The following is a 22,520-nucleotide window of genomic DNA, read 5'->3' on the forward strand; positions in this document are numbered from 1 at the left end:
GGGAAAGATCGATGAAGGGTTCACGTTGTCGACTCCGTGTCCGTAGGGTCGAAGCGGTTGGCCGATGTGCCTGCTGGTTCGTGTCGTGGGCAGAGGGGGACGTGTGACGACGGTCTTTGTAAATCGGGAATCCCTGCTCGAGAAGGCTGAACAGTTACAGCGCACCATCGCCGCTGGTCAGCAAGGCGGTGGTGTAGTGGTCCTCGGCGACTCGGGGATGGGCAAGACGGCGCTGCTGGAGCGCATCGCCCAGCGTGCAGCCTGGCAGCCGGGCCTGCGTGTGGTGCCGGTGCGCTGCACGCCCCTGGTGGGACGGGGAAGTCGGTTCGGCCCAGTGCTGGACGTGCTTCTGCATCTGAGCGCGACGTCGAAGTCGGCGCGCAGAAGGAACTGGCTCGGCGTGCTGCGTCGCAGTGCCATGGCCGCAGTCCCCGACATCGCGTCGGTCCTGGTGCCCGGTGCGGGGGGTGCGATCGCGGCCTTTCAGGAAGCGGCGAAGGAGACCATGGCCACCGGTTCCATCCCGGGGGACAGCCTCATGCTGTCCGATGGAATGGTCACCCGGCACCTTGTCGGGGCCCTGCTGCAGCTGGCCCGCGACGGCAGCCCCGTCCTTGTGGTCATCGACGACGTCCAACTCGCTGATCTGGGCACCCTTGAACTCCTGCACCTCCTCCTGCCACGCCTGTCCGAGGCTCCGATGGGCCTGGTGCTCGGTCTCGGTCCCTGCACTGCGCCGTCTGGGAACGAACGCGAGGTGCAGGCTCTGATCGAGCGGGTGCAACAGCATGCGGACCGCCTCGTGCAGGTCGAGGAGCTGCGTGAACTGGCCCCGGGCGCCGTCCGGCAACTGGTCCATGCCCGCCTCGCCGGACATGACCTGCCGACGGAATTCGCCTGCCAGGTCGCCGACGCCACCGGTGGGCAACCCTTGTTTATCGACCAGGTACTCACACTCTGGCGACCTGGTTACGGAACCAGTATCCCGTTCCCCGACAAACTTCCCGACGCCTTCAAAGAACGGTTCGGGCAACTGGACCCCCAGGCTAAGGACCTCCTCGTCCTGGGGGCGACGGCGGGCCGGTTCTTTTTCTCCCACACCCTCGCCACGGTCACCGGCCTGCCCCAGCTCCAGATCCAGGACATCCTGCACCGCATCGCGCAGACCCATGGACTCATCCGGGAACGCCGACGCAGCGACATGCCCCACTGGGCCGTCCAACTCCACATCGACTGGTACGAGTTCGACCACCGCCAGCTCCAACTCGGCATCAGAGAAGAACAACGCGAAGGTGCACGCCTGCTTCGCCACGGCCTGATCGCCGATGCCCTGCGCGCCGTCCCACGACCCCCCAGCCCCGATCTGCCTCGCGCACTCGACACCCTGATCGCCGAACACCTACGAGAAGCTGGCCCCGCCCGAGCCCTAGACAGCGCCCAGGCGGACCTCCACCTGGCCCGCGCCCTTGCCGGCGAAGAACTCGCCTTCGTGCAGGCGGAACAATTCTGCCGCACAGCTATCACCTCCCTCGGCCTGCTGCCCGAGGGTGACACCGCGCGGGACCGCCTGCTAGCCGAAGCCACTGAACTCCTGCTCTCGCTCACTGAGGTGCGCTGGCGCGGCAACCAGAGCGAGCAGGATCCGATGAGTATCGATGCCCTCGCCGCCGAGGCGGAAGCCGCGGCACACCGTGTCGGGGACCGTCTCCTGATCGCCCGCATGACACTGCAACGCGGCAAGACCTTGATGGCCGTCAAAGGCCTGTACCCCTCACTGGACAAACTCGAAGAAGCCGTCGATCGAGCCAGAGAGTGCGGAGACGAAGGCGTACCCGCGCTCTTCGTCGCCATGGTTGAATACGGCCGCCAGCTCCCCAAGAAGAACCTGGAGGCTGGCCTCGACGTCCTGCTCCAGGCGGAACGGCTCTACGCCTCCGCACCCCAACTCGGCGCCGCCCTCAGCCCTGTCCTCCAGCACGCCCGCAACCTCAACGAGATGCAGATAGGCATCAACCTCCACGACAGCGGATGCTTCGACGAGGCACGCTTCCGCCTGGAGCGCTGCGTGCAACGCCTCGAGGGGGAGATTCCCCAGGTGGAACTGCCCATCGCGCTCAACTACCTCGCCCAGCTCCACCTGGCCATCGGGGCCGACGCCGCTGCTCGAGCCACGCTTGCCCGCGCGCTCCAGGTCGAGGAGGAACGCGGTGGAGCCAGCGGCTGGCACGCCTACAACAACGCCCTGCTCGCCCTCCTGACCGCCCGCGACCCCGCCCGCGCGGACGAAGCCGTCCGCCGCGCCGAAGCGGCATGGGAAGAGACCACCCAGACTTGGCTCGCCAACCTCGTCCCCATCGTCCGCAACCTCTACACCGAAACCCTGCTCGCCACCGGCCGCGGCCTGGACCGCGCGCTGAGCCTGACCGAGGAGACGCTGGCGGAGACCGCGCGCAGCCGCATGGACCGCAGCAGAATCGCCGCGTTCTGTCTCCGCGCTCGACTGCGTCTGCGCGACGGAGAGGTCGACCACGACGCTGCGGTGGCTGACGCAAGAGCTGCCCTCGAACTCCTCGGCCGGCGGGGCGACATGCCCGCCCTGCGCACCGAAGAGGTCTATCGCGACGCCGCCGCTGCTCTGCGGGCCGTGGGACGAACGCAAGAAGCCGATGCACTTGTGCAGCGCGCCCGTGCCGTGGTGCTCCGCAAGGCCGCGAGCTTGCGCAGCGCAGTAGACCGGCACCGCTTCCTGACCGGTGTGCCCCTCAACCACGACCTGTTCCCCGACTCCGCCGCAGTCTTGCGCGCCGACCTGGATACAGTTCCTGACCAGCGTGATTCCCAGACGGGGGAGTAGTAGACGAGAGTCGTCAGATGTTCACGATCATTAAAAGAGTTCTATTTCTCGGCCGGCCACATCCTCGACGCACCTGTGCGCAGCAGGTGCAGGGCGGGGAAGAGGTGAGCAGCGGTCAGGTAGGTGAGACGGAGCAGCACGAGTGACCTCCTGCCGCGGCGCGCGATCGGCTCCATGGCTGCGGTGACCTGCTCGGACGTAATTATCGGCACACACACGATCCGCCAGCTCGTAGCGAACCGGCTTCGTGAGCTGCCTGCGAAGCACCGCGTTCTCGTGCCGCAGCACCAGCAATTTCCCGTCCTTGGCCATGTCCCGGTGTAGCAGCACCACCGGACTGCGAGCAGCTTCCGCGCCACCTGGTGCACCAGTGAAACGAACACCCGGACAGGGTTCCAGCAGACAGTGATGCCGTGCCAGACCGCCTCCGAGCAGTAGCGATGAGTTTCCGAACGGCACAGGCGGTGCCGCGTGAGCAGTGTGTGCTGGAGGTGACCCTGAAGGTCTGGCGCCAGCGCTCGCGCGGGACGAACCGCGAGAGCGGGGCGAGCCAGATTCGGTCTGCGGGTTCGTAGCGGAAGCGGGCGATCTGACGGCGCAGCGCCGCGTTCTCATGCCGTAACGCGAGGACCTCTGCGTCCTTGGCCACGCGGCTGCGGAGTACGGCAGAGGGCACCTTGATCAGATTCCGGACCAGCGTGGTGACGATCGACAGCGACATCGACGGATCATCCCAGGCGCCATTGAGGCTGTTGGCCCGCGTGGAGAAGCTGCAGGTCAGAGCCGGCAGCGTATTTCCGAGCGGGACAGGATCGGAATGCGGGGCCGTCCTTGCTGAGGCTAGTGCGCCTACACTTGCATGGGCAGCGCGGGGAACACGATCACCGAGCCGTCCTTGTTGCGGGCAATCTCGATCGCCACTTCTGGCGAGCGGCTGTTGACCAGGATGCCGTCGCCCAGCTTGCGAATGCGGTCTGCCGCGCGCATCAGGCGATCGACTTCACCGGTCGTGAAGACGGGCCGCAAACCTTGCGGGCCTGCCAGCTCCAGCGCCGAAAGGTGCACCAGCACACCGGCGATGCTCGATTCCAGCTCGTCGAGGCGCTGCTGGTCGCGCTTGAGCTCGCGGGTGAAGTTATCGAACATGTTGTCAGGATTGTCCTGGGCATGCTCGACCGCCTGCAGGACGACGACCCGCCGCTTCAGCGCAATGGCCAAGGCGGCGAGTTCGAGGTGGGCGCGGAACGTGCCGCCATGTTCGTCGACGCCGGGGAACGACTTGGTCAGCGTGCTGATCTCGACGGGCTTGTCGTCGGGAAGCTTGTCGAGTGCGGTCTGCCACCGGGCAAGGCGGCGGTCAGCGGCGCCCAGAGCCGTGTTGATGGCATGTACCGCCGAGTCCAGTCCTAGCGAGATACCGAGTTTGCCCTGGTCGAGCAGAATGGCGGTGGCTTTGTCGATGGCATCGCGGCAGCCGTCGAGTTCGCTGTGCTCGTCTTCGAGCTTCTGCTCGTGCAGTTGCTCCAGCAGTTCTGTGATGTGTTCGATAGCCTGCTGGCGCTTGTAGTCGGCATGCGCGCTTACCCCCACCGCTAGGGCCATGAGTACGAGCGGCGCGGCCACGGTGAGCGCCGCGCTGCCGGCGGCCGCGACTCCGGCTGTCGCACCGGCTCCGCCGACTGCGCCTGCTGCGGCCACTTTGCCGACTGGCACGAACGTCGCGCCGGCGACGATGCCGCCCGTTGAGTTCACGAGTGGGCCTCGGATGCCACCGGCCACCGCCCTCGCCGCCATCGGACGAACCATGCCCTGACCGAACTGGGCAGCAACCTTCGCCGGAACCACCATGCGATACAGGTTTTCGCCGGCAGCGGTCGCCCTGGCCGCCGTAAGGGAACTTCGCGTCGATTGCGTGATGAACTGTGACAGGTGCTGCGCCAGGGGACTCGCGGCATCGAGCGGGATGCCTCGGCTGCGGTCGAGCTTGGCGGGCAGCGGATGCACCTCCAGCGTGGCAATCGGCGCGTCGGCCAGGGCGGCCAGCACACCGCGCAGTTCAGCCAGGCGCTCAGCTGTCATCGGCTCGTCTCCGGCCAATGCGGGCACCCGGACGTCACCGGTCGCCAGCGTCCACACCGGAACGAGTGCCCTGCGGTCGTCAGTCATCGTCTCCCCCTCTTTCCCCACAACAGCCTATGGCTTACATCGGACAAGAACGGCATGAACCCCGTGCATTCGTTTACGGGCGCTGTCTGCCGGCGAACCGACGATCATTCGGACAAATCCCGCCACATCAACCACAGGTCGTCAGGCCGCAGACGAATCGAGGCCAAGGGGTGCCCCGGTCAGCATGTCCAGCTGGGGCTTACGCCTCAGACGTTGTTCGAGGCCTGTGAGTCGGCGGCGACGGCGTCCCGGCGTCCCGGCGTCGGATGCGTCGGCCGGCAAGGTCGGCAGCGCGGCCACCACGGCCTCGACGGCGGTCAGTTCGTGCGTGGTGGCGGCGTCGAGGGGTGTCCGGTGAGCGAGCGCCAGATGGTGTCCAGGGCGAAGCGGGCGTATCTCCTCGCCGACGTCGAAGGTCCGCCCCGTACGTGCGTAGCCGGCCCAGCGCTCGGCGGTGGTGCGGGCCGCCTCGGTGATCCGCTGCTCGTAGCGGCGCATCCCGGTCCTGGTGAACTGGAACTGCAGTAGGCGCCGTTGGCGCTTTCAGGCCTCGCCGGTGGTGGCGAGGACGCCGTCGCCGATCAGCAGGCGGGCACGGTGGGAGCGCTTCACGTACCGGTCCGGATGCAGGGCGAGCACATGCTGGACGGCCCCGGGCTCGGTGACCTGCGGGGTTCCAGAACAGGGTCAACTGCGCTGAGCTGCGTCTCTATGCCGCCCGCTCGTATTCGTTGATGAGGCCGCCGAGGTGTTGTCGGCGCTTGATCCGTTCGTGGGAAGGGCTGGCGATGGGGTGGTCGGGCCGTGGCGGATGCAGTTGTTGTCCACGGTGGAGCCGGCGTCCGTTGTAGTGCTTGGCGTACTCGTCCAAGACAGCCCGTAGACGCTGCTGGCCGAAGATGAGCATCCGGTCGGTAACCTCCGAGCGGACGGTGAGCACGAACCTCTCCGCGTACGCATCCGCCCGTGGACTATGTGGAGGGATCTTCACCACGGCGATGCCCGCGTCCGCCAGGACAGCGTCGAACGACGCACTGAACTGACCTGCCCGATCCCGCACGAGAAACGTGAACTTGGACGCCCGGTCGCCGAGGTCGGCCATGAGATTCCGGCCTGTTGCGTGGTCCACGGCCCGTCAGGATGGCTGGTCACGCCGAGGATATGCACGTAGCGGCTGCCGATTTCCATCGCGAAGAACACATACAGCCGCCGCAGGGTGACCGCGCAGTCGACGTGAAAGAAGTCGACGGCGAGCATGGTCGAGGACTGAGTGCGCAGGAACTGTCGCCACGTGGTGTCGGTCTGCCGCTGGGGTGTCGGGGTATCTTCCGGCGCCTCAGGACTCTGCGGATAGTGGAAGCGCCCACGTGGTGGCCGAGCTTGAGCAGCTCGCCTGGATGCGCTGGTATCCCCACGATGCGTTTTCCAGGGCGAGCTGCTCAATGAGCGTGGCGATCGCCTGGTCGATCGGTGGGCGGCCCGTGTGGTTCGGGTACTTCCACTTTTTTCGTCACCAGCCGGCGGTGCCAACGCAGCATCGTGTCGGGGGTGACCAGACGGTGCCGTCGCAGTTGCCGGGGCAGCTGTCGGATCAGAGCGGCGAGGTACGCGTGGTCGGCCGAGTCGAAGCGCGGCTTGGGGTTCGCGCGGCGCAGCACGGTGACCTCATGACGTAGGACCAGCAGCTCGACGTCCTTGGACGCGGAGGAACGGGCGAGCGATGCGAACCAGCCGAGCAGCCGGCTGAAGATCAAATAGAGCAGACGTAGCGACACCCCGAGATCATTCCCTGGAGGTAGTGCTCCACCCGTCGCTATTGGTCATAGAGCCAGGCCGAGTTCTGGAACCTGACAAGGCGATCTCAGCCGGGGAGATCCTGAATTCTGCTCATGCGGATGCCGGTCGATTCGGCCACCTGACGGAGGCTAGGACCCATGTTCGTATCATTTTCCAGCACCATGAGGGGCTGAAATCGAGTGTGTGAGGGGATGGATCGAACCGACCGGGCGATGTGCCGAGCCGCCTCTCTGAGTTGGTCCGAGCCTTCACCGGGTTGGGGTTCGGGGCTCGCTACCCAGGCCCCGTAGGCGGTGTGTCCGTCGACCCAGCCGAGGTCGAACTCTGGACCACGCCGGGCGGGGGATCGAACTTCGAGCGAAATGCGCTTAGTCGTCTGATCGATCAGACGTGTCAGAAGCTCCTGATGTCGAGTCGTTCCGCGTCCGAACGCGCGAGTTTCAAGCTGGCTGACCCTGCGGTTGCGCAGGTTGAGTCGGTTGAACGGTCCGCCGAGGACTCCGTCGCCGACCTCGGGCAACACTGCAACCTGGCTGCCTTGCATCTTCAGTTGTCGGCATCGAGCAGGTGCTCCGAACAGAAGATCGGAGAAGCCGGCGGCATCGACCACGTGTATGTGCTGTCCGAGTCTGCGTGACTCGATTACTTTCAATAGCTTTTGGCTCAACCCGCGGTCTGCGTCCTTGACGTTTCCTGCCAACTCGCCGTGGACGACGAGTGTTACCTTCCGGGAGAAGCTGTCCTGGCAGATGGCTCCTAATGCTTGAGATCTGGATCGGCAGTCCTTGCGGAACACCCATTCGCCATCCACCAGGGTCTTTCCGGTGAACATGGTTGTGTGCCCACGGAGTTCACGTATCCATCCGGTACATGGTGCTGGCACCCGCGTCATCCTCCTAGGGTCTGAACAACCTCCGCCGCGCAGCGTAGTGCTGTCGTCAATTTCGGGAAAGTGCATAGCGAATTATTCGTGTCCTGTCCGGCTTCGGCCCTTGGCCAGTACATCGGCGCGCCCGCGTCCGCCCGTCACGATCCTGGAGCGGGCCAAGCACCCTCGCTCATCCCTGGGCCGACCCCGTTGCGGTGAGACGGGCGGGCGCGACCGCCCTGCGGCGTCAGCCCAGGCCGTACCGCTCCGCGGCATCCGGTTTGACCTTGCTGCGGGACACCAGGGTGCGCAGGGTGTGGACGACGATGGACTCGATGTCGGCTCCGAAGTGGCCGTGTGCATTGGCCCGGTTGTCGGAGAGGCTGAAGCCGCCGGCGCCGATGGAGGTCAGCTGAAGAGCAGCCTGCACCTGTGCTGTCGCGGCCTGTTGTAGCCGTTTGAGGGCGAGGGAGTGACGCTCACCAGCGTCGTCGTCGCTGGTCGGGCGCTCGGTAGGCATCCTTGACGATCTGCTCCAAGTCTTCCTCACTGAACATCCGTCGCGAACCGATCGCCCGGTAGGGGACGTTGCCGCGGGCGGACTCGTCGCGGAGCCAGGCGGCAGAAATGCCGAGGCGTTTCGCGGCCTCTTGGACGTTGTAGAGGAGGGGCCCTTCCTTCTTCGCCCTCGGAGTGGCGCCATCTGCCGGTGCGGTGGTTCGCTTTCCTCGCGGGCGAGCGAACGGGGCTTGTGGGGTCGATGAGGAAACCGGTAGGTCGAGGACGGCCGCGTCCATTGCGGCCAGGAGCACGCCGAGCCCACGGAGGCGAGCTGTGTCGCCGAGTCCGTCGTTGGGACCGGGCAGGCCCATGGCTCGCCGGCCCTGCGTGGCCGGATCGTCGGACGGCAGCAGCAGTGCGGCCAGCCGGTAGTCCTCCTCGGGAAGGGACACGTTGGAGTGCAGGGCCTTGGCCAGTCGGAGTCGTTCGCTCTGGAGGGCCCGCTTGTCCAGCTTCCAGATCCGCTCGCGTAGTTCCTCCCAGCCGGGACGGGACTGCACGACGGCGAGAGCTTCTTCGGACAGCGTGGGGCCTGGGTGTTTTGCTGCCTGGCGGTGCATGGCGCAGGAGGCGCGGCCCTCTTCGACTGGATTCTTGCAGGGGAAGCCGTGGAACGATGCGACAGGTACGGGGCACCGTTCACGGTCCGGGGCGAGCTGTCCCCAGAGCCCCTCACGGATGTAGCCGATCTGCCGTGCGGCTGAGGTGATCGCGTCCTTTGGTACGCCCCAGCGCTTGGCAGCTTCGCGAGGTGTGAGGTGGTCCAGCGCACGGAGACGCTGCATGGGGGTCTGGTCGGTGTCCGCGGCCTGCTCGCTGTGCTTCGGCGCGGGGGCGGGCATTGGTTGGGTCTCCGTTCTGCTGGATGACGAGGCAGGCGCTGCATGCGAGGTGTCACCGCAGGTCTCCGCGCGGACGCGCCGTGCCTGTCGACGTCACCGTAGGAGAAGGTTCTGGCCGAATGCTCTGTGTCCATGAAGTCCACCCCGTGTCGGGCAGGCTTCTGCTAGAGGATCCGACGAAGAGACTGCGTCGGTGGGGGAAGAAGGCCATCGTAATTCCGGTTCCGGCGGGATCACCGTCGGCCACGTGAATATTGGCTCTGGATCGACGTGTTGCCATCTCCTGAGACGGCCCGTGCCGTGGTTGCCCGTTGCCCGTTGCCCGCTGCCCGCTGCCCGCTGCCCGCTGCCCGTGGGAGCGCTACTGCCACGAGCTGTCGGCGCGACGTGTGGAAGTTGGGCCCTGCGCCGGTCGACCGACAGACTGCGCAGTTCCGGGCAGCCGCGCAGCCGGCGCTGTTCGCGGTTGCGGGAACACGCCTCTGACCGAAGTTCAGGCGGTGGCATCCACGTGGTCAGGGTGCGCGTTGTACGGTCCGGGGGAGCCAGAAGAGAGAGGTTGTTCGATGGGCCTTGTCAGCAGGCAGCACTTGGATGCCGATGTGGACTTCTACGTTCTGTGGCTCGAGGACGCCTCAGAGACGAGTAACGGCTCCGAGCCTGACGGCGAGGTGCCTTTCGTCTCCTCCTGCGACGGGCGCGTCTACATCCGAAGCGGTGGCCACACGCATACGGCCGACTTCGCGGTCGAGGTCTGGGACCAGATGCCGCAGCCCGATCCGGGACCCTGGGAGGACCAGGGTGAGGCAGAACTTCGTGCGCCGTCGGGCGAGGTGGTCCTGTGGACCTACGGCGGACCGAGCCAAGGGGAGATCGAACTAGGCTCGCCCGGCCGGAACTGGCATGTGCGGATCTATGTCACCGGTCAGCAGCGGGTCCATGAGCTGGCGCAGCAGGGGGAGACCCCCAAGGGTGTGGAACGGTACCTGGCGCAGTTCTGGCCGATGTGAGCGCCGGGCTCTCCGGCCAGACCCAGCCTGCAGGAGCCGGGCCGGCCAGAGAGTGTGAACCAGCGGTCAGGAGACCTTTATGGTGAAACCGTCGTTGGCGCCGTCCAGGATCCGGTTGACGCGGTAGAAGTCCGCCATGAGGCGACCACCGGCGCCGTTGTCCGCCTTGGGGATAGGCCGCGCTGAGAAGTTGTTCTTGGGCGCCTTGTGCTGCGGGTCGTACGTCGTCAGCGCCTGAGCCGCCCCTTCATACGTGGTGGAGAAGGGAAACTCGTCGCACTCCTTGCCGCCCTGGGCGTAGTTGGCGCCCCAGTACTTCTTGCACACCTTGACGGCCTCGCTGCGATTCGCATCGCGCCGCGGCTTGGCATACAGACGAGTCAGAGGGCGGTCGGCACTGAGGCCGGGAATGTTCTTGCTGCTGTTGACCGGTTTCGTGCTTACCGGGCTCGCGTACGCGTCCTTGATGTGCTGGGCCGCGAGCCGCTCCGGCGCTCCGGCCTTCGTGCTGAACGGCATCGCCACCACGTAACTAAACGCTGCAGCGCCCCCGTTCCGGGACACGTACTGGGCCGCATCCCAGCGAGGCGCAAGGAAGAACGGCTTCCCGGACAGCGCGCCGCTCATCTTCCATCCGCCGCCGACGCGCATCTTCAGCGAGGGCTGATACACGGCGAAGACCGTGTCATCGGGTTTGTCGCCCTGGCCGCGGCTGACCGTGACGTTGTGCTGAAAACCGGGTTCCGCCTGCGCTTTGAGCGCTGCGAAGCTCTGTGCCGCCGGGAGGCTGCCGCCAGTCTGGGTCGCGGCCGTGGCCGGCCACTTCTGAGGGATGGTCACATCAGGGGTGACCATGAAGGTCGCGACGCCGGTCTCGCCGGTCGCCTCCATCCCGACGTACCGGAAGTGGACGTTCATCGTCCGGCTGCCCTTGGCGATCGTCCCGATGGCGAGAAAGCCGAACGTGCTCGCACCGACAGGCCTGTTGTTCTGGACCCACTCCTGCGTGAAGCTCGCACCCGAGCACACCGCGAACCGGGACTTGATGAAGAACTTCTTGTCCGTCCCCAGACCATCGCGGCACTCCTTGGCCGTCATGGTGTGCGACGGCTCCGGGTACAGAGGAGGTGCTGCAGCAGAGGTACGGGCCACACTGCGCGATCGCGCCGCCACTGATACGGCGGATGGCTCACCAGCGCGCCTAGCCCACGAGGACGCCGGTCCTACCGTCTCGAACGCGGTTTTCCCGCGCATTCCATCCGGACTGGGGGAGGCAAGCGTGTCGGAGCGTCGCTGATGTGCGTAGTCGCGCCTGAGATCTTCCAGGCTGGGCGGCTTGGCTCCGAGCGGCCCCATGGTGGAGATGACACGAAGGTCGGAAGGAGTGTTGTCCGCCTCAGCCGCCGACATGTTGAGCTGAAGCAGCAGCGCTGAGAGCGCTAGCGCGACGCTGGCTTTCTTCGCCTTACGGAGCGTCCTGGGTCTGACGTACACGTGGCCCCCTGTTTATTTGATCGCTTGGTCAGAGCGTAGGAGGAAGTTGATCATTTCTGATCGAAGATGGTCAACGTCGTTTATCGGCCGTGTTGGCCGCAAAGTGGACGTTGCGGCAGTGACTTGCCATTCAGGGACGCCGCCGCTCTGTTGGTGGCCATGTTGGAGCTGCTACGCCAACACGGCTCCGCCGTTTCTGCTCCGGGCATGCCATCCGTGCCTTGACTAACGAGGCCGACGTGCCGTGCCTGGTACTGTTGATCTTGAGCTGGCCGGCGGAATTCACGCTGGCACGCTGTGCGTTGGTGGTCCAAGGAAAGACGTCCCGCTTCCTGCGGGGAGATGCAGGTGCAAGGCCTGCCCAGCGCTCTGTGAAGACCCCGTACCAAGATCTATGGCACGGGGTCTCTTCACGTCTGCTGCCCGCCGTGGGCCTGTGCGGACCGGTCCAGCTGCCGTGGAGTTCGGGCGGCGGCGCTGTTACTCACTTTCAGGTGACGCCTGACCGCTCGCCGAGCCGCCGGGCTCGGCGGATGCAGCGCGCCGGCCGGTCACGGCAAGGGTTCGCGATGCTGCCGGACCGTCAATTCCGCACATAGCGGATATAATTGGATGTTGCAGCCGAGTGTCACGGTGGTGTGGGCAATCGGCAACACGTGCCGCGTTGAGTCCGCGGCGTTCCGGTGGGGTGAGCAGGGTGTGCGTGTGCGGCCGCCCGGCCGCCACCCGTACACCGCACTACCCGGCTGCTCATCGGGGTCAGTCGGGCTGGTGCCCGCATGATGCAGGGAGTACCTGTGACCGTATCCACGTCCGCTCGCCGTCTGACCGCTGCCGCGCTGACCGCCGCTGCCGTCACCGCGGTGATCGCGGTGCCCGCGTCCGCCGCCGATCACGGCGCGCAGTGGCGGAGCGTCGAGATCAGCCGCGTGCAGTACGACTCCCCGGGATGGGACAACCGTTCCAACCGCTCCCTGAACCAGGAGTGGGTGGAGATCACCAACAACACGCGCCGCAGCGTGAACCTTGATGGATGGACGCTGGCGGACGAGGACGGCCACACCTACACCTTCGACCACTACCGCCTCGCCGGCCGTGCCACGGTCCGCGTCCACACCGGTATCGGCTACGACGCCCGCCACGACGTCTACCAGGACCGCCGGGCCTACGTGTGGGACAACCGTTCCGACACCGCCACCCTGCGCAACGACCACGATCGCTACGTCGACGACGCTTCCTGGGGCCGTCACCACTACCAGGCTCGAGGCTAGAGAATCCTGAGCCACACACCCGGGGTGCCTGCCCCCGGTTGCGGTACCGGGGTGAGAAGAGCTGTGGCTCGGCTGGAAGTTCCCAGCCGAGCCACGGCTGCATCTTCGGCGGGTTGTGCGCCCGCTCCGGTTCCGGCGAGCCCAGGAGCGTTGCCGCAGGTGCCGACGCAACTCACGGGGGAGTCGCTGGGGTAGAGCGGCGATCACCGCTCGGTCCGCCCACGACAGTCCTGGTCGCTTTATCTGTCGTCGCAGTACCGCGAGTTCGTGGCGAATGAGAGTATCTCCGCCTCCTTCGAGGCCGAGCGGCGCAGCAGGAGGGCAAGCCCGCCGAGTAGTCGCCGGAAGATCCAGTACAGCAGTCTCAACGTCATGAGAAGGGATCACGGCTCACCTGAGGAGCGCGAGAGCCAGCAGGTCAAGACGATGCGCCGAATAATGGCACGCTTCAGGCTCGACGCTGCCGCCTGGGGTATCTGGCTCGTCTCATCCCGCCATATCCCCGGCGCCGCCCACGCCTGTGCCGCGCGCGTGCCTGCCCACCGGGCGGTCGCTCCTGCGGCAGGCCACGCCTCCGCCGCCGACGCCAATGCGCGTGGTGGTTGGGTAGGAGCCCGGTGGCCCTCTTGCGCGAGCTCGTATCAACCCGCTATTCCGGGTCGGGGGGTGGGTTCTGATGAGTCCGGGTGGGTGGCGTGAGAGTCGGCTGTTGCTGATCGTGGCTGGGTTGGCGCTGTTGGCGACCGCCCCGGCCGTGTTGGCGACGTTTGAGGTAACCAACCGGTGGGCGGTAGGCGCCGCGGTCGGCGGCGCGGCCGTGCTGGCGGTGGTGGCCGGGGTGTGGCAGGAGCGCTACAAGCGCGCCGCGCAGCAACGGGACGAGCATGCCCTCAAGATCGAGAGCGGTTGCCTGGTGCTGCCGAGCGGCCGACTGCCAACCGTGGCGCAGACGACCGACCCGCTCCGGCTGGGCGTGCATCCTGCCCCGATCAGCGCCGTCAAGCCGGCACAGCAGTCCGCTGCCGCGGCGGCAGAGCGGGTGCCGGTTTACGTACCGCGCGACATCGATGCGGATCTGCGCGAGCGATTGGCGCGCGGCGGCTTCGTGCTACTGGTGGGGGATTCCACCGCAGGCAAGTCCCGCGCGGCCTACGAGGCAATGCGCACCACCTTGCCTAATCATCTGCTGATCGCGCCCCAGAATCGTGATGCCCTACCGGCGGCGCTGGCCCAAGCGGCTAGCACTCGGCGGTGCGTGCTGTGGCTGAGCGACCTGGAACACTATCTGGGCGCCGACGGGTTGACCCGAACCGGCATCGCGCGGGTGCTGAGTGGAAACGGCCACCACCGCATCATCTTGGCGACTCTGCGCGCAACCGAGCAGGCCCGCCTCACCGGCGGCCCGACCACCCAGGATGAAGCCGGTCGTACGGCCCACCACGAGGCCCGCGAGGCCCTGGAACAAGCCCACCTGCTACGCATGCAGCGGGTGTTCAGCGCGGCCGAGCAGCAGCGGGCCCGAACCAGCGAATGGGATCCGAGGATTGCGGACGCACTCGCCCATGCCGACGTCTACGGCCTCGCTGAATACCTGGCCGCCGGGCCCGAGCTGCTGCGTGACTGGCACGATGCCTGGAGCCCGAACACCGATCCTGCCGCACCAACGTATCCACGCGCCGCCGCCCTGATCGCCGCCGCCACCGACATCCGCCGGGCCGGCCACACTGCGCCTCTGTCGCGTCACCTGCTGGAGGCCACCCACGAGCACTACCTCACCCAGCGCGGCGGCCGCCGACTGCAGCCAGAACCGTTGCCGACTGCGTGGGAATGGGTCACCAAGCCGCGGCGGGCCACCACCGCGCTGCTCCAGCCGGAAGACGACGACCACGTCCAGGTCTTCGATTACCTGACCGACACCGTCCAACGGCACAGCGCCCCCGGCGAGCATGTCCCCGCGGGCGTCATCCAAACCGTGCTGGCCGACTGTGCCCCGCAAGATGCCACCAACATCGCCGCGACCGCGTACGCCCAAGGCCGATATCAACTCGCGGAGATCGGTTGGCGCGCAGCTTATGGGGCCAGAGATACGACCCTGGGCCCGGAGCACACAGACACCCTGACCAGCCGCCACAACCTCGCCGTCGCGCTCCGGGATCTGGGGCGTCTGGAGGAGGCGGAGGCGGAGCACCGTGCAGTGTTGGATGCCCGCATCCGGGTGCTAGGCCCTGAACATCCGAAGACCCTGATCAGCCGCAGCAACGTCTCCGTCGCGCTCCGGGATCTGGGGCGTCTGGAGGAGGCGGAGGCGGAGCACCGTGCAGTGTTGGATGCCCGCACTCGGATATTGGGCCCTGAACACCCGCACACCTTGATCAGCCGCAGCAGCCTTGCCAGCGTGCTCGGGGATCTGGGGCGTCTGGAGGAGGCGGAGGCGGAGCACCGTGCAGTGTTGGATGCCCGCATCCGGGTGCTAGGCCCTGAACACCCGCACACCCTGACCAGCCACCACAACCTCTCCATCGTGCTCGGGCATCTGGGGCGTCTGGAGGAGGCGGAGGCGGAGCACCGTGCAGTGTTGGATGCCCGCACCCGGGTGCTGGGCCCCGAACACCCGCACACCTTGATCAGCCGCAGCAGCCTTGCCAGCCTGCTGGCTGACCTGGAACGTTCAAACGATCTCTAGTCGACGCCAAACACCGCCATGTCGGGTCATGCATCAAGTGAAGCCACTGCGTTAAGCATTAGCCGAGTCGAGACACCGATCAAAACCCGGTGGCGCGGACAGAGTTTCCCTACTCAATCAAGGCCCGCGTACGGCGCGGCCTGCCTCCTGTCTTCGCCCCGGCTGGCCGCGCCGAGCGGCGCGCTGCGTGCATGTGGGCAGAAGCAAGAGCGTCATCCGCGGCCCAAACTCATGCCTCCGGCGGCGGCGCTCAGACTCTGGGATGGAGGGGCGCCGTGCGCGAGTGCCACATCGTGCGGGCAACCACGGTCAATGACGGCTCGGTGCAGTCGAGATGCACTGTTCACCTGGGCTGCCGCTACTGCAGGAGTGACCTGGGCACTTCCGCTTCGGATCACGTCCGCCCTTACAACGCAGTCATCTCCCCCCATTGAGCGATTGTGGGGCCCTCTGCCGCACTGTAAGTTCCCGCGTACGTACGGGTCGGTTCGGCTCAGAGGGGGCGGGATGCCTGGATACGGCCGCGCAGATAGTGAGTGGGACTTGCTGGTAGGCGCGGGGCGAGACTTCCTTATTGAGCGAGCGAAGCTTGGCAAGGTCACCTCGTACACCGAGCTCAACGTAACGTTGGCCAGACGAACAGGCTGCAGAGCCTTCAATTTTGAGCGTGCTGACGAGCGAGCGGCCATGGGTCACTTACTGGGGCTGATCGTGGAGCGAGATCAAGCGAACGCACCCTCCGACCCTCCCCTCATGCTCTCGGCCCTGGTGAACTATTTGGACGCCAACGACGCTGGCCCGGGCTTCTACCAGCTGGCCAAGGAGCTCCAGCTTCTGCCCATGAGTGCAACGAGGGACGAAAAGTTCAGCTTCTGGATCAAGCAAATGAAGCGGCTGTACGCACGTCACGGGGCTCGCCCGGCGGTGACGTGACACGGTGTGGCGAGAGCCCCGCTGACATCCAATGCTGACTTCAACCGCCGTGAACAGGCCCAGTTGCCAGCAGATGCGCACACCCCCAGCGCACGTAGCGGGGCTCACTGCGCCGAAGCGTCGTTTCAACCGTCAGCGAGGCACGGCCGACCATCGGCGTCTAGTCTTGTGTTGGCATGTGATAGGACACGCGTCGAATGCTGGTTCGGGGGAGACTACTTGAGCGCAGACTCTGTCGTCGCTATATGTGCCGTAGTCATCGCCCTGGCCTCCTTGGGAGTGTCGGTGTGGCAAGCGCACGTCGCGAGGGAGCACAACCGACACTCCGTTCGTCCTGTTCTACAGCTCCAACGCGAGAGCTACGAAGGAGCCCGGTCCGGGATCAGGCTCTTGAACGTAGGTCTCGGGCCGGCCGTCGTAGTGTCCACGCGTGTGACTCTCGACGGAGAGGTCGTGGGCCGCTGGAACAAGGCTTGTGCGGACAGAGTGCGCAATGGCCTGTCAGAGCACCTCAACGCGGTCACGTTTGGCCAAGCCGATGTACTGCAAACCGGATATGACGAGTACCTGCTGTCGCTCCCCAGCTACGATCCCCGTCTCCACACCGATATCGCAGGAATCTTCTCTCGCCGTCTCGGTATCGTCATCGACTACGAATCCCTGTATGGCGGGGAAGGCTTTCGAGTAGTGCTCGAAGCGGCCCACTAACTGATGGTTTCAGAATGAGGTTCGGAGTCGTCTCAAGCAGATGATGCTGCAGGCGAGTTGAAGCAGGCCCAGGTGGAGGTCGGTACGTATCTCGTAGCGAATCCGAAGCCGCTTGAACTGATGGAGCCATGCGAAGGGGCGCTCGACGACCCAGCGGGTCTTGCCCAGGCCGGAACCGTGCGGGACTCCGCGGCGGGCGATCTTGGGTGTGATCCCGCGGGCCCGGACGAGACGCCGGTACTTGTCGTAGTCGTAGCCGCGGTCGGCGAAGAGCCGCCGTGGCCGGTGGCGGGGTCGGCCACGTAGGCCACGGATGCGGGGTACTGCGTCCAGCAGCGGCATGAGCTGGGTGACATCGTGACGGTTTCCACTGGTCAAAGAGACGGCGAGCGGGGTGCCCTGCCGGTCGACGATCAGGTGGTGCTTGCTTCCGGGCCGGGCCCGGTCGACCGGCGAAGGTCCGGTGTGAGCCCCCCTTTGAGGGCACGCACGTGCGATCCGTCGATCGCCGCGTCGTCCATCTCCAGCAACCCGGCAGCCCGTAACTCGGCCAGCAGCACCTCGTGCAGCCGGGGCCAGACACCCGCCTCGGTCCAGTCCCGCAGACGTCGCCAGGCCGTCACCCCGCTGCAGCCGACCTGCTCCGCGGGAACGTCCCGCCAGCTCACGCCTTTGCACAGCACGTAAACGATGCCCCGCAACGCAGACCGGTCATCCACCGGCAACCGCCCGGGATACCGGTGCCGCCGAGCCGGACGAGCCGGCAACAGCGGCACGACGCGATCCCACAGATCATCAGGCACAAGGTCAGCAGACACCTACCAAATCCTGCCGACACACCACCCAACCGCCAAGCCCCACAATGAACTTCATTCTGAAACCATCAGTTACTGGGCTGCGATCTTCGAGCTCTCCTCCGCAGGTGAGCTGTTACTCGTCGTCGGGTGCACCTCCATGATCAGGAGATGCACCGTTCCGTCCTACCGCCCCTGAGGCTGGAAGCGGCAGGGCTACCCGCCTGGACCGCGCCGGTTATGCGACCGGGCGCCGCTTCGGCGGCGCGCAGATGCAGCTGTGAGGGCCCATCGCGTTCCCAACCGAGGCAGGCATCCCTTCAGTTCGTCGATGGTTCGTGGATCGCTGGTTCCCCTGTCGTTAATCTGGTGTATTTTTCGTTTAGATGCCGTGAAGGTGCGTCGATGGGGTCATGCAGTCTTGTAGGGCTCCGCGGTTCGACCACTGAGTGAAGGAGCCATGAGGCCCATGGGGGTGGGGGACGTCATTCACATCGCTCTGAAGGGCGACGTAGTCGCGATGTGCGACGCATCAATCGATCGTTTGGCGCCCCGAGCCACCGAACCGGAGCAGGCAACCTGCACGGAGTGCATCGACACCTACATTGAGGGTTGGGCCGCAGCGCAGCATGGCCTGCCGGCGGACGCACCCCCCATGCCCGCTTATCCGCCGTCCTCTCCACGCCCGGCCTGGCAGATGCGCGCGAACCCGTCAAACTGGCGGCGGCATGACTGGCTGATGGCCGCAATCGGAGCGAGCCTGGGACTGGCCATCGCGGTCGGCGTGTACGTCTTCGCTGGCGAAGAGCAAGGCAGCCAGGTGGCGGCCACGGTTGTCGACTGCTCCCAGACCCAGCTCTACAAGCCTGAGAACGGCAATGCCTTGTTGCCGGCTCGGGTCGCGGTGATCCGGTTCGTGAACAACGGGAACGAGGAAGAGACTTTCTCGGCACAGGTTGATGGTGTGAAGCTGGTCCTGGGGAATGGCGGCTCGGGCACGTTCACCCTCGCTGCACACGCGTCGAAAACGATCAGCTATTCCATGAATCCGGAGCGGGAGGGTAATAGCGAGGGGAGCTGCTACGCCCTGAACGTGAGGGCTGCCCAGTGAGGAGCCTGCTTGGGGTCGGTGAGGTAGGCATCTTGCGGTGCCCAGTGCAGGCGCGGGCATTTCACACGTATGCGTGCGCTGTTGAGCGCTGAGCCGTTGCTGATGGGGATCTTTGAAGACGGTTCTGACCGGAGTTCTGTGAAACGGCCCGTGCTGGCTGGGGCGGCCACGATCCATTGCCGTTGGGGCGTGGCAGAGTGCGCGGTCATGGACATCGACGCCTTCTGGCACGTCGTCGAAGCAGCCCAGGCCGGGGCGACCTCGACGGGCGAGCCGTTTGACGAGGTTCTCGTCAACCAGCTCGCGGATAGACCGCGTCACGAGATCTTGGAGTATGCAGAACGCTTCGATGAGCTGCACGACGCCCTGTATCGCTGGGATGTGTGGGCGGCTGCTTACCTCATCGGGGGCGGGTGCTCCGACGACAGTTTCATGGACTTCCGCGCTGGTGTGATCGCCATGGGTCGTCAGTGGTACCAGCGCGTCGCCACTGACCCCGACAGCCTCGCTGGGCACCCTGATGTGGTTCAGGCTACTGACGTCCAGGGCCGTTCCGAGGTGTTGTTCTACGAGGACGTGAACTATGCAGCCAGCGGGGCATTTGAACGGATCACGGGTGATGCAGACGCCTTCTACGAAGCCTGGCGCAGCTTCCGCAGGGCTGATCCAGAGGGTGACAAGGCGGTTGATATGGGCGAGGATTTCGACTTCGATGACGACAGTGAGATGAGTCGTCGGCTTCCCCGCCTGGCCGCCCTGTTCCTTGACTCGAACCCCTGAAAATTGCAGCGCTGGCCGAACTCCGCGAAGCTCATGGCTGGGCGAGGATGCGGGTGCCGAGAGGGGCGGACGAGGCCCGTCCGTACATGGCCCTCTGGAGGTCTTCACCGTGGTGGCATGGTCCTCGACAACACCGGAGCTCCAGGCACACGTCAGCCCGCCCACGGCGGCGGCCAAGTCGTGAGTCTATCCGTCCACCCCTGCATCGCCGGTATCACATTCTCCGTCGATCAACGCGATCACAGTCTCCCCTGCGGCTGAGTCGCGTGCTGTGCCATCCGGGATCCGATCACGGCCACCCTGCTGAGCACCTCGGTGGCTTCCTTGAGTGCGATTGAGGGCGACAGCACGAAGCGCGCGCCAAACTCGACCTCACCGCTGAGCTTGGCCTGCCCCTCGCCATAGCCACTGCCGAGGAACGCCGGAGCGCCGAGTTCCTTGAGTCGAGCCACGCCATCCTTCTCCCATTGCAACGTCTTGCGCGGCGGATGGGGTCTCCACGGAATCCAGTCCTCTTGGGTGAGGTACTCCTGCCAGAGCAGCGCCAGGTGATCCCAGTCGTAGGCCTTGGAAGAGGTGACTTGCTGCTGCACGAGGGAAAAGCGGAATTCGACCCCACGAAGCCCGCTGCCCCCGGCGAGCTTGCCAACGCCCTGAGTCGGCAAGCTCTCGGTGGCTTCCCAGCGGACGGCGTAACCGCTACCCGGAATCGGGGCGTCCACGATCGCGACGTACAGGCCACCGGAGCCAATCTCCTGGATCGACTTCAATGAGCCGCCGGGCAAGGCGACGTTGTCGTACATGTAGGCGGCACGAAGCCGGAGGGCGAGGTACAGGTCGATACCGTCGATCTGATTCCAGACGGTGTCGCCATCCACCTCCGGCACCTGGGACTCGATGTGGCTCGTCCAGGCTGTGGCGGTCGTCGCGGCCCACGGCACCGGGGACGAGGCGAAGGGAGCGATGAGCTCCTCCCAGGTGAGATTCTGCCAGTCCTGGGCATGGGTGGTATCAAGGCGGATGCGCTGAAGCGAGACCGCCACGAACCGGCAGTCGTCTCGGTCCTCCTCGGCGACGTATTTGTAGTACCGCTCCAGCTGTTCAATTCCGAGGCCAGCAAGCAGCTTCACTTCGACGACAGCGACAACCTGACCGTTCGCCTCCACCACCAGGTCGGGTCGATCCGATGCCTTCCGGCCCCGCGACTTCGAGACCTCCCGACGAATCTGGAGCGGGCCAACAGCCTCGATCCCGAGCACGGAGCGGGTGATCGCCTGGTCGGCATTCATGAGGGTGGCGAGCAGATCGCTCCACGCGTTCTCGCTGTTGATCGAGAGCAGGAAGCGAAGGTCCGGGAGGTTGCTCACTCGCTGTCCTCTCCCAGCTCCGCGTCGATGTTGAGCACGCGGATCCCGGACTGCGACTGCGCAAGGAGCACCCCAGCGTTCTCGGCAAGGCGACGGGCGGACTTGAGCCGCAGGTCCAGCTCGACATCGTCACCCCAGCGGACTGACGTTGCGATGGCGAATTCGATCGAACCACCGGACTCCAAGTGGCCGACGATCTCCTTGTGGATGCGGCGGCTGGTGCGCGGACGAGAGCGATCCGTCTTGGCGTTGCGGTAGTTGCTGGCTCGCCTGGCCAGCTCCACGGACTCCCCGATGTAGAGCACGCGGATGCCGTCGTCGTCCACACCGAAATCGTAGCGGTAGAGCCCTGGCACTCGCGGGAGTCCGGGAAACCTCGGCAGGCTGGCTTCGTCAAGCGTGATCGGGCCGGCGCTCAGCCACGAGAACGCAACACGGACGTCGAGCGCCTCCAGTTCCTTGAGCTGGGACGCGTCGAAAGACCCACGACGAGACGCGCCGGTCAGCCGCGGGACCGAGCCGCTCTCGGTGGCCGAGGATCCGGCACCGATCAAGAACCCGAGGTTCTGCAGCCACCGTCGAGAGTCATGCGACTGAAACCGGCTGCGCTTGGCACCTGTCGCAAGGGAGATGACCTGCTTGACCGGCCAACGCACACCATCTACTTCGACCCAGTACTCGTGGATCTCCTTGGGCACGTGACCAGCAAGACGCCCACGAACAAGCGTGGGTGTCAGCTCGAAGGATTCGCCATCGAGGGTGAACTGCATGGAATGGAGGTTAGCCTCGATCGTTCACGAGTCCTCGTCAGTTCGCTGACGGGGACTCCGTGCGTGTGGGGTGCGGCTTTTCCGGGAGTGGGGCAGGTTGCGCAGGCCGGTGTCACGGGCGCCCCGGATGGGGTCCTCGCAGCGGGTCCGCCGTCGGTGACGCAGTTCAAGGTCAGCGAGCTGGCCGCCTTTGGTGTTGGTCGCAAAGCAAGTCAGCCGCAGTCCGTCGAGGTCGGTGAAGCGCAGTTGGGCGTCGGGGTGAGGCCGCCGCATCCCCCTGGGCCAGGTGCTCAGGTCGGGCATATCGGTGATCTCCGCGACCCAGGCGCCGGGCCGCTCGGTGCCGCCGGCGTCGTAGGCCGGCGTCCATGCCTTCTTCGGGATCTTCAGCACGGCCTGGTCGCTCGCGTCGGTGATGGTCATTCCGACGGAATACGACAGCCACCGGCCCCGGCGGGAGAGCCAGTCGCCGACTCAGACATGCGCTCTTTGGACCGGCTCCGCCTGCGGT

General features: G+C 65.9%; 20 protein-coding genes and 1 pseudogene. 8 read left to right on the top strand and 13 right to left on the bottom strand.

Annotated elements, in window-relative coordinates:
• The first annotated feature begins 103 nt into the window (after nucleotides 1-103).
• Nucleotides 104-2,854 (top strand): AAA family ATPase, encoded by a 2,751-nt coding sequence (locus LGI35_RS36180; RefSeq protein WP_227298480.1) that lies wholly within the window; start codon nucleotides 104-106, stop codon nucleotides 2,852-2,854.
• A 41-nt stretch (nucleotides 2,855-2,895) separates the two neighbouring features.
• On the opposite strand, the gene LGI35_RS36185 is transcribed toward LGI35_RS36180, so the two are convergent.
• The 8 genes from LGI35_RS36185 to LGI35_RS36225 all read right to left on the bottom strand — a co-directional run bounded on the left by LGI35_RS36185 (nucleotide 2,896) and on the right by LGI35_RS36225 (nucleotide 9,088).
• Complete coding sequence (locus LGI35_RS36185) at nucleotides 2,896-3,066, bottom strand: hypothetical protein (protein ID WP_227300777.1); 171 nt, start codon at nucleotides 3,064-3,066, stop codon at nucleotides 2,896-2,898.
• A 637-nt stretch (nucleotides 3,067-3,703) separates the two neighbouring features.
• Entirely contained in the window at nucleotides 3,704-5,020 is a 1,317-nt protein-coding gene (locus tag LGI35_RS36195) for a hypothetical protein (protein WP_227298481.1), read from the bottom strand.
• A gap of 141 nt (nucleotides 5,021-5,161) precedes the next feature.
• Nucleotides 5,162-5,518, bottom strand: a complete 357-nt coding sequence (locus LGI35_RS36200; protein ID WP_227298482.1) for a hypothetical protein — start codon at nucleotides 5,516-5,518, stop codon at nucleotides 5,162-5,164.
• 211 nt (nucleotides 5,519-5,729) lie between these two features.
• Nucleotides 5,730-6,122 carry a transposase gene (locus LGI35_RS36205; RefSeq protein ID WP_227298483.1) on the bottom strand — a complete coding sequence of 131 codons (393 nt, stop codon included), beginning with the start codon at nucleotides 6,120-6,122 and terminating at the stop codon, nucleotides 5,730-5,732.
• A gap of 337 nt (nucleotides 6,123-6,459) precedes the next feature.
• Nucleotides 6,460-6,795, bottom strand: coding sequence for an integrase (locus LGI35_RS36210; RefSeq protein ID WP_227298484.1), 336 nt, complete (start codon nucleotides 6,793-6,795; stop codon nucleotides 6,460-6,462).
• 86 nt (nucleotides 6,796-6,881) lie between these two features.
• Nucleotides 6,882-7,649 (bottom strand): BRCT domain-containing protein, encoded by a 768-nt coding sequence (locus LGI35_RS36215; protein ID WP_227298485.1) that lies wholly within the window; start codon nucleotides 7,647-7,649, stop codon nucleotides 6,882-6,884.
• 283 nt (nucleotides 7,650-7,932) lie between these two features.
• The gene (locus LGI35_RS36220) at nucleotides 7,933-8,205 is read right to left on the bottom strand and encodes a hypothetical protein (RefSeq protein WP_227298486.1); all 273 of its coding nucleotides are present in this window, start codon (nucleotides 8,203-8,205) and stop codon (nucleotides 7,933-7,935) included.
• Nucleotides 8,165-9,088 (bottom strand): helix-turn-helix domain-containing protein, encoded by a 924-nt coding sequence (locus LGI35_RS36225; protein ID WP_227298487.1) that lies wholly within the window; start codon nucleotides 9,086-9,088, stop codon nucleotides 8,165-8,167. The genes LGI35_RS36220 and LGI35_RS36225 overlap by 41 nt, the downstream gene beginning before the upstream one ends.
• 566 nt (nucleotides 9,089-9,654) lie before the next feature.
• Between LGI35_RS36225 and LGI35_RS36230 the strand changes: the two genes are divergently transcribed.
• Entirely contained in the window at nucleotides 9,655-10,098 is a 444-nt protein-coding gene (locus LGI35_RS36230) for a hypothetical protein (protein ID WP_227298488.1), read from the top strand.
• A gap of 66 nt (nucleotides 10,099-10,164) precedes the next feature.
• Here the strand turns inward: LGI35_RS36230 and LGI35_RS36235 are convergent, their stop codons facing one another.
• Nucleotides 10,165-11,196 carry a NucA/NucB deoxyribonuclease domain-containing protein gene (locus LGI35_RS36235; RefSeq protein ID WP_227298489.1) on the bottom strand — a complete coding sequence of 344 codons (1,032 nt, stop codon included), beginning with the start codon at nucleotides 11,194-11,196 and terminating at the stop codon, nucleotides 10,165-10,167.
• 1,178 nt (nucleotides 11,197-12,374) lie between these two features.
• Here LGI35_RS36235 and LGI35_RS36240 point away from each other — a divergent pair.
• From LGI35_RS36240 to LGI35_RS36255, 4 genes are all read left to right on the top strand, one after another.
• Complete coding sequence (locus tag LGI35_RS36240) at nucleotides 12,375-12,863, top strand: lamin tail domain-containing protein (protein ID WP_227300679.1); 489 nt, start codon at nucleotides 12,375-12,377, stop codon at nucleotides 12,861-12,863.
• A 718-nt stretch (nucleotides 12,864-13,581) separates the two neighbouring features.
• Complete coding sequence (locus LGI35_RS36245; protein WP_227300680.1) at nucleotides 13,582-15,546, top strand: tetratricopeptide repeat protein; 1,965 nt, start codon at nucleotides 13,582-13,584, stop codon at nucleotides 15,544-15,546.
• 507 nt (nucleotides 15,547-16,053) lie between these two features.
• The gene (locus LGI35_RS36250; protein ID WP_227298490.1) at nucleotides 16,054-16,479 is read left to right on the top strand and encodes a hypothetical protein; all 426 of its coding nucleotides are present in this window, start codon (nucleotides 16,054-16,056) and stop codon (nucleotides 16,477-16,479) included.
• 432 nt (nucleotides 16,480-16,911) lie between these two features.
• On the top strand, nucleotides 16,912-17,187 hold the full coding sequence (locus LGI35_RS36255; RefSeq protein WP_227298491.1) for a hypothetical protein: 276 nt from the start codon (nucleotides 16,912-16,914) through the stop codon (nucleotides 17,185-17,187).
• Between the two features lie 9 nt (nucleotides 17,188-17,196).
• On the opposite strand, the gene LGI35_RS36260 is transcribed toward LGI35_RS36255, so the two are convergent.
• Nucleotides 17,197-18,005, bottom strand: a protein-coding gene (locus tag LGI35_RS36260; RefSeq protein ID WP_227298492.1) for an IS5 family transposase whose coding sequence is annotated in 2 segments (ribosomal slippage) — nucleotides 17,197-17,666 and nucleotides 17,666-18,005 — 810 coding nt in all. Because the reading frame shifts where the segments join, the coding sequence is not laid out codon by codon here.
• 445 nt (nucleotides 18,006-18,450) lie between these two features.
• Between LGI35_RS36260 and LGI35_RS36265 the strand changes: the two genes are divergently transcribed.
• Both LGI35_RS36265 and LGI35_RS36270 read left to right on the top strand, forming a co-directional pair.
• Nucleotides 18,451-19,092: a hypothetical protein gene (locus LGI35_RS36265; RefSeq protein ID WP_227298493.1), complete on the top strand. Its 642-nt coding sequence runs from the start codon at nucleotides 18,451-18,453 to the stop codon at nucleotides 19,090-19,092.
• A gap of 207 nt (nucleotides 19,093-19,299) precedes the next feature.
• Nucleotides 19,300-19,872, top strand: a complete 573-nt coding sequence (locus LGI35_RS36270; RefSeq protein ID WP_227298494.1) for a DUF4240 domain-containing protein — start codon at nucleotides 19,300-19,302, stop codon at nucleotides 19,870-19,872.
• Nucleotides 19,873-20,111: 239 nt separating this feature from the next.
• Here LGI35_RS36270 and LGI35_RS36275 read toward each other — a convergent pair whose 3' ends face one another.
• From LGI35_RS36275 to LGI35_RS36285, 3 genes and pseudogenes are all read right to left on the bottom strand, one after another.
• Nucleotides 20,112-21,239 carry a PD-(D/E)XK nuclease family protein gene (locus LGI35_RS36275; RefSeq protein WP_227298495.1) on the bottom strand — a complete coding sequence of 376 codons (1,128 nt, stop codon included), beginning with the start codon at nucleotides 21,237-21,239 and terminating at the stop codon, nucleotides 20,112-20,114.
• Nucleotides 21,236-22,009, bottom strand: a complete 774-nt coding sequence (locus LGI35_RS36280) for a GIY-YIG nuclease family protein (RefSeq protein WP_227298496.1) — start codon at nucleotides 22,007-22,009, stop codon at nucleotides 21,236-21,238. Before LGI35_RS36280 ends, LGI35_RS36275 begins: the two co-directional genes overlap by 4 nt.
• Nucleotides 22,010-22,099: 90 nt before the next feature.
• Nucleotides 22,100-22,456: pseudogene (locus LGI35_RS36285) on the bottom strand (IS1380 family transposase); the annotation flags it as partial.
• Nucleotides 22,457-22,520 lie beyond the last annotated feature (64 nt).

This window comes from Streptomyces longhuiensis, from assembly GCF_020616555.1.
GTDB classification, from domain to species: Bacteria; Actinomycetota; Actinomycetes; order Streptomycetales; family Streptomycetaceae; genus Streptomyces; species Streptomyces longhuiensis.

Bases quoted from the DNA above. Each gene is read 5' to 3' on its own strand.
- LGI35_RS36195 (WP_227298481.1), bottom strand. From the start codon at position 5,020: ATGACTGACGACCGCAGGGCACTCGTTCCGGTGTGGACGCTGGCGACC.
- LGI35_RS36200 (WP_227298482.1), bottom strand. From the start codon at position 5,518: ATGCGCCGCTACGAGCAGCGGATCACCGAGGCGGCCCGCACCACCGCC.
- LGI35_RS36205 (WP_227298483.1), bottom strand. From the start codon at position 6,122: ATGGCCGACCTCGGCGACCGGGCGTCCAAGTTCACGTTTCTCGTGCGG.
- LGI35_RS36215 (WP_227298485.1), bottom strand. From the start codon at position 7,649: ATGTTCACCGGAAAGACCCTGGTGGATGGCGAATGGGTGTTCCGCAAG.
- LGI35_RS36220 (WP_227298486.1), bottom strand. From the start codon at position 8,205: ATGCCTACCGAGCGCCCGACCAGCGACGACGACGCTGGTGAGCGTCAC.
- LGI35_RS36225 (WP_227298487.1), bottom strand. From the start codon at position 9,088: ATGCCCGCCCCCGCGCCGAAGCACAGCGAGCAGGCCGCGGACACCGAC.
- LGI35_RS36230 (WP_227298488.1), top strand. From the start codon at position 9,655: ATGGGCCTTGTCAGCAGGCAGCACTTGGATGCCGATGTGGACTTCTAC.
- LGI35_RS36235 (WP_227298489.1), bottom strand. From the start codon at position 11,196: ATGACGGCCAAGGAGTGCCGCGATGGTCTGGGGACGGACAAGAAGTTC.
- LGI35_RS36240 (WP_227300679.1), top strand. From the start codon at position 12,375: ATGCAGGGAGTACCTGTGACCGTATCCACGTCCGCTCGCCGTCTGACC.
- LGI35_RS36250 (WP_227298490.1), top strand. From the start codon at position 16,054: ATGCCTGGATACGGCCGCGCAGATAGTGAGTGGGACTTGCTGGTAGGC.
- LGI35_RS36265 (WP_227298493.1), top strand. From the start codon at position 18,451: ATGGGGGTGGGGGACGTCATTCACATCGCTCTGAAGGGCGACGTAGTC.
- LGI35_RS36270 (WP_227298494.1), top strand. From the start codon at position 19,300: ATGGACATCGACGCCTTCTGGCACGTCGTCGAAGCAGCCCAGGCCGGG.
- LGI35_RS36280 (WP_227298496.1), bottom strand. From the start codon at position 22,009: ATGCAGTTCACCCTCGATGGCGAATCCTTCGAGCTGACACCCACGCTT.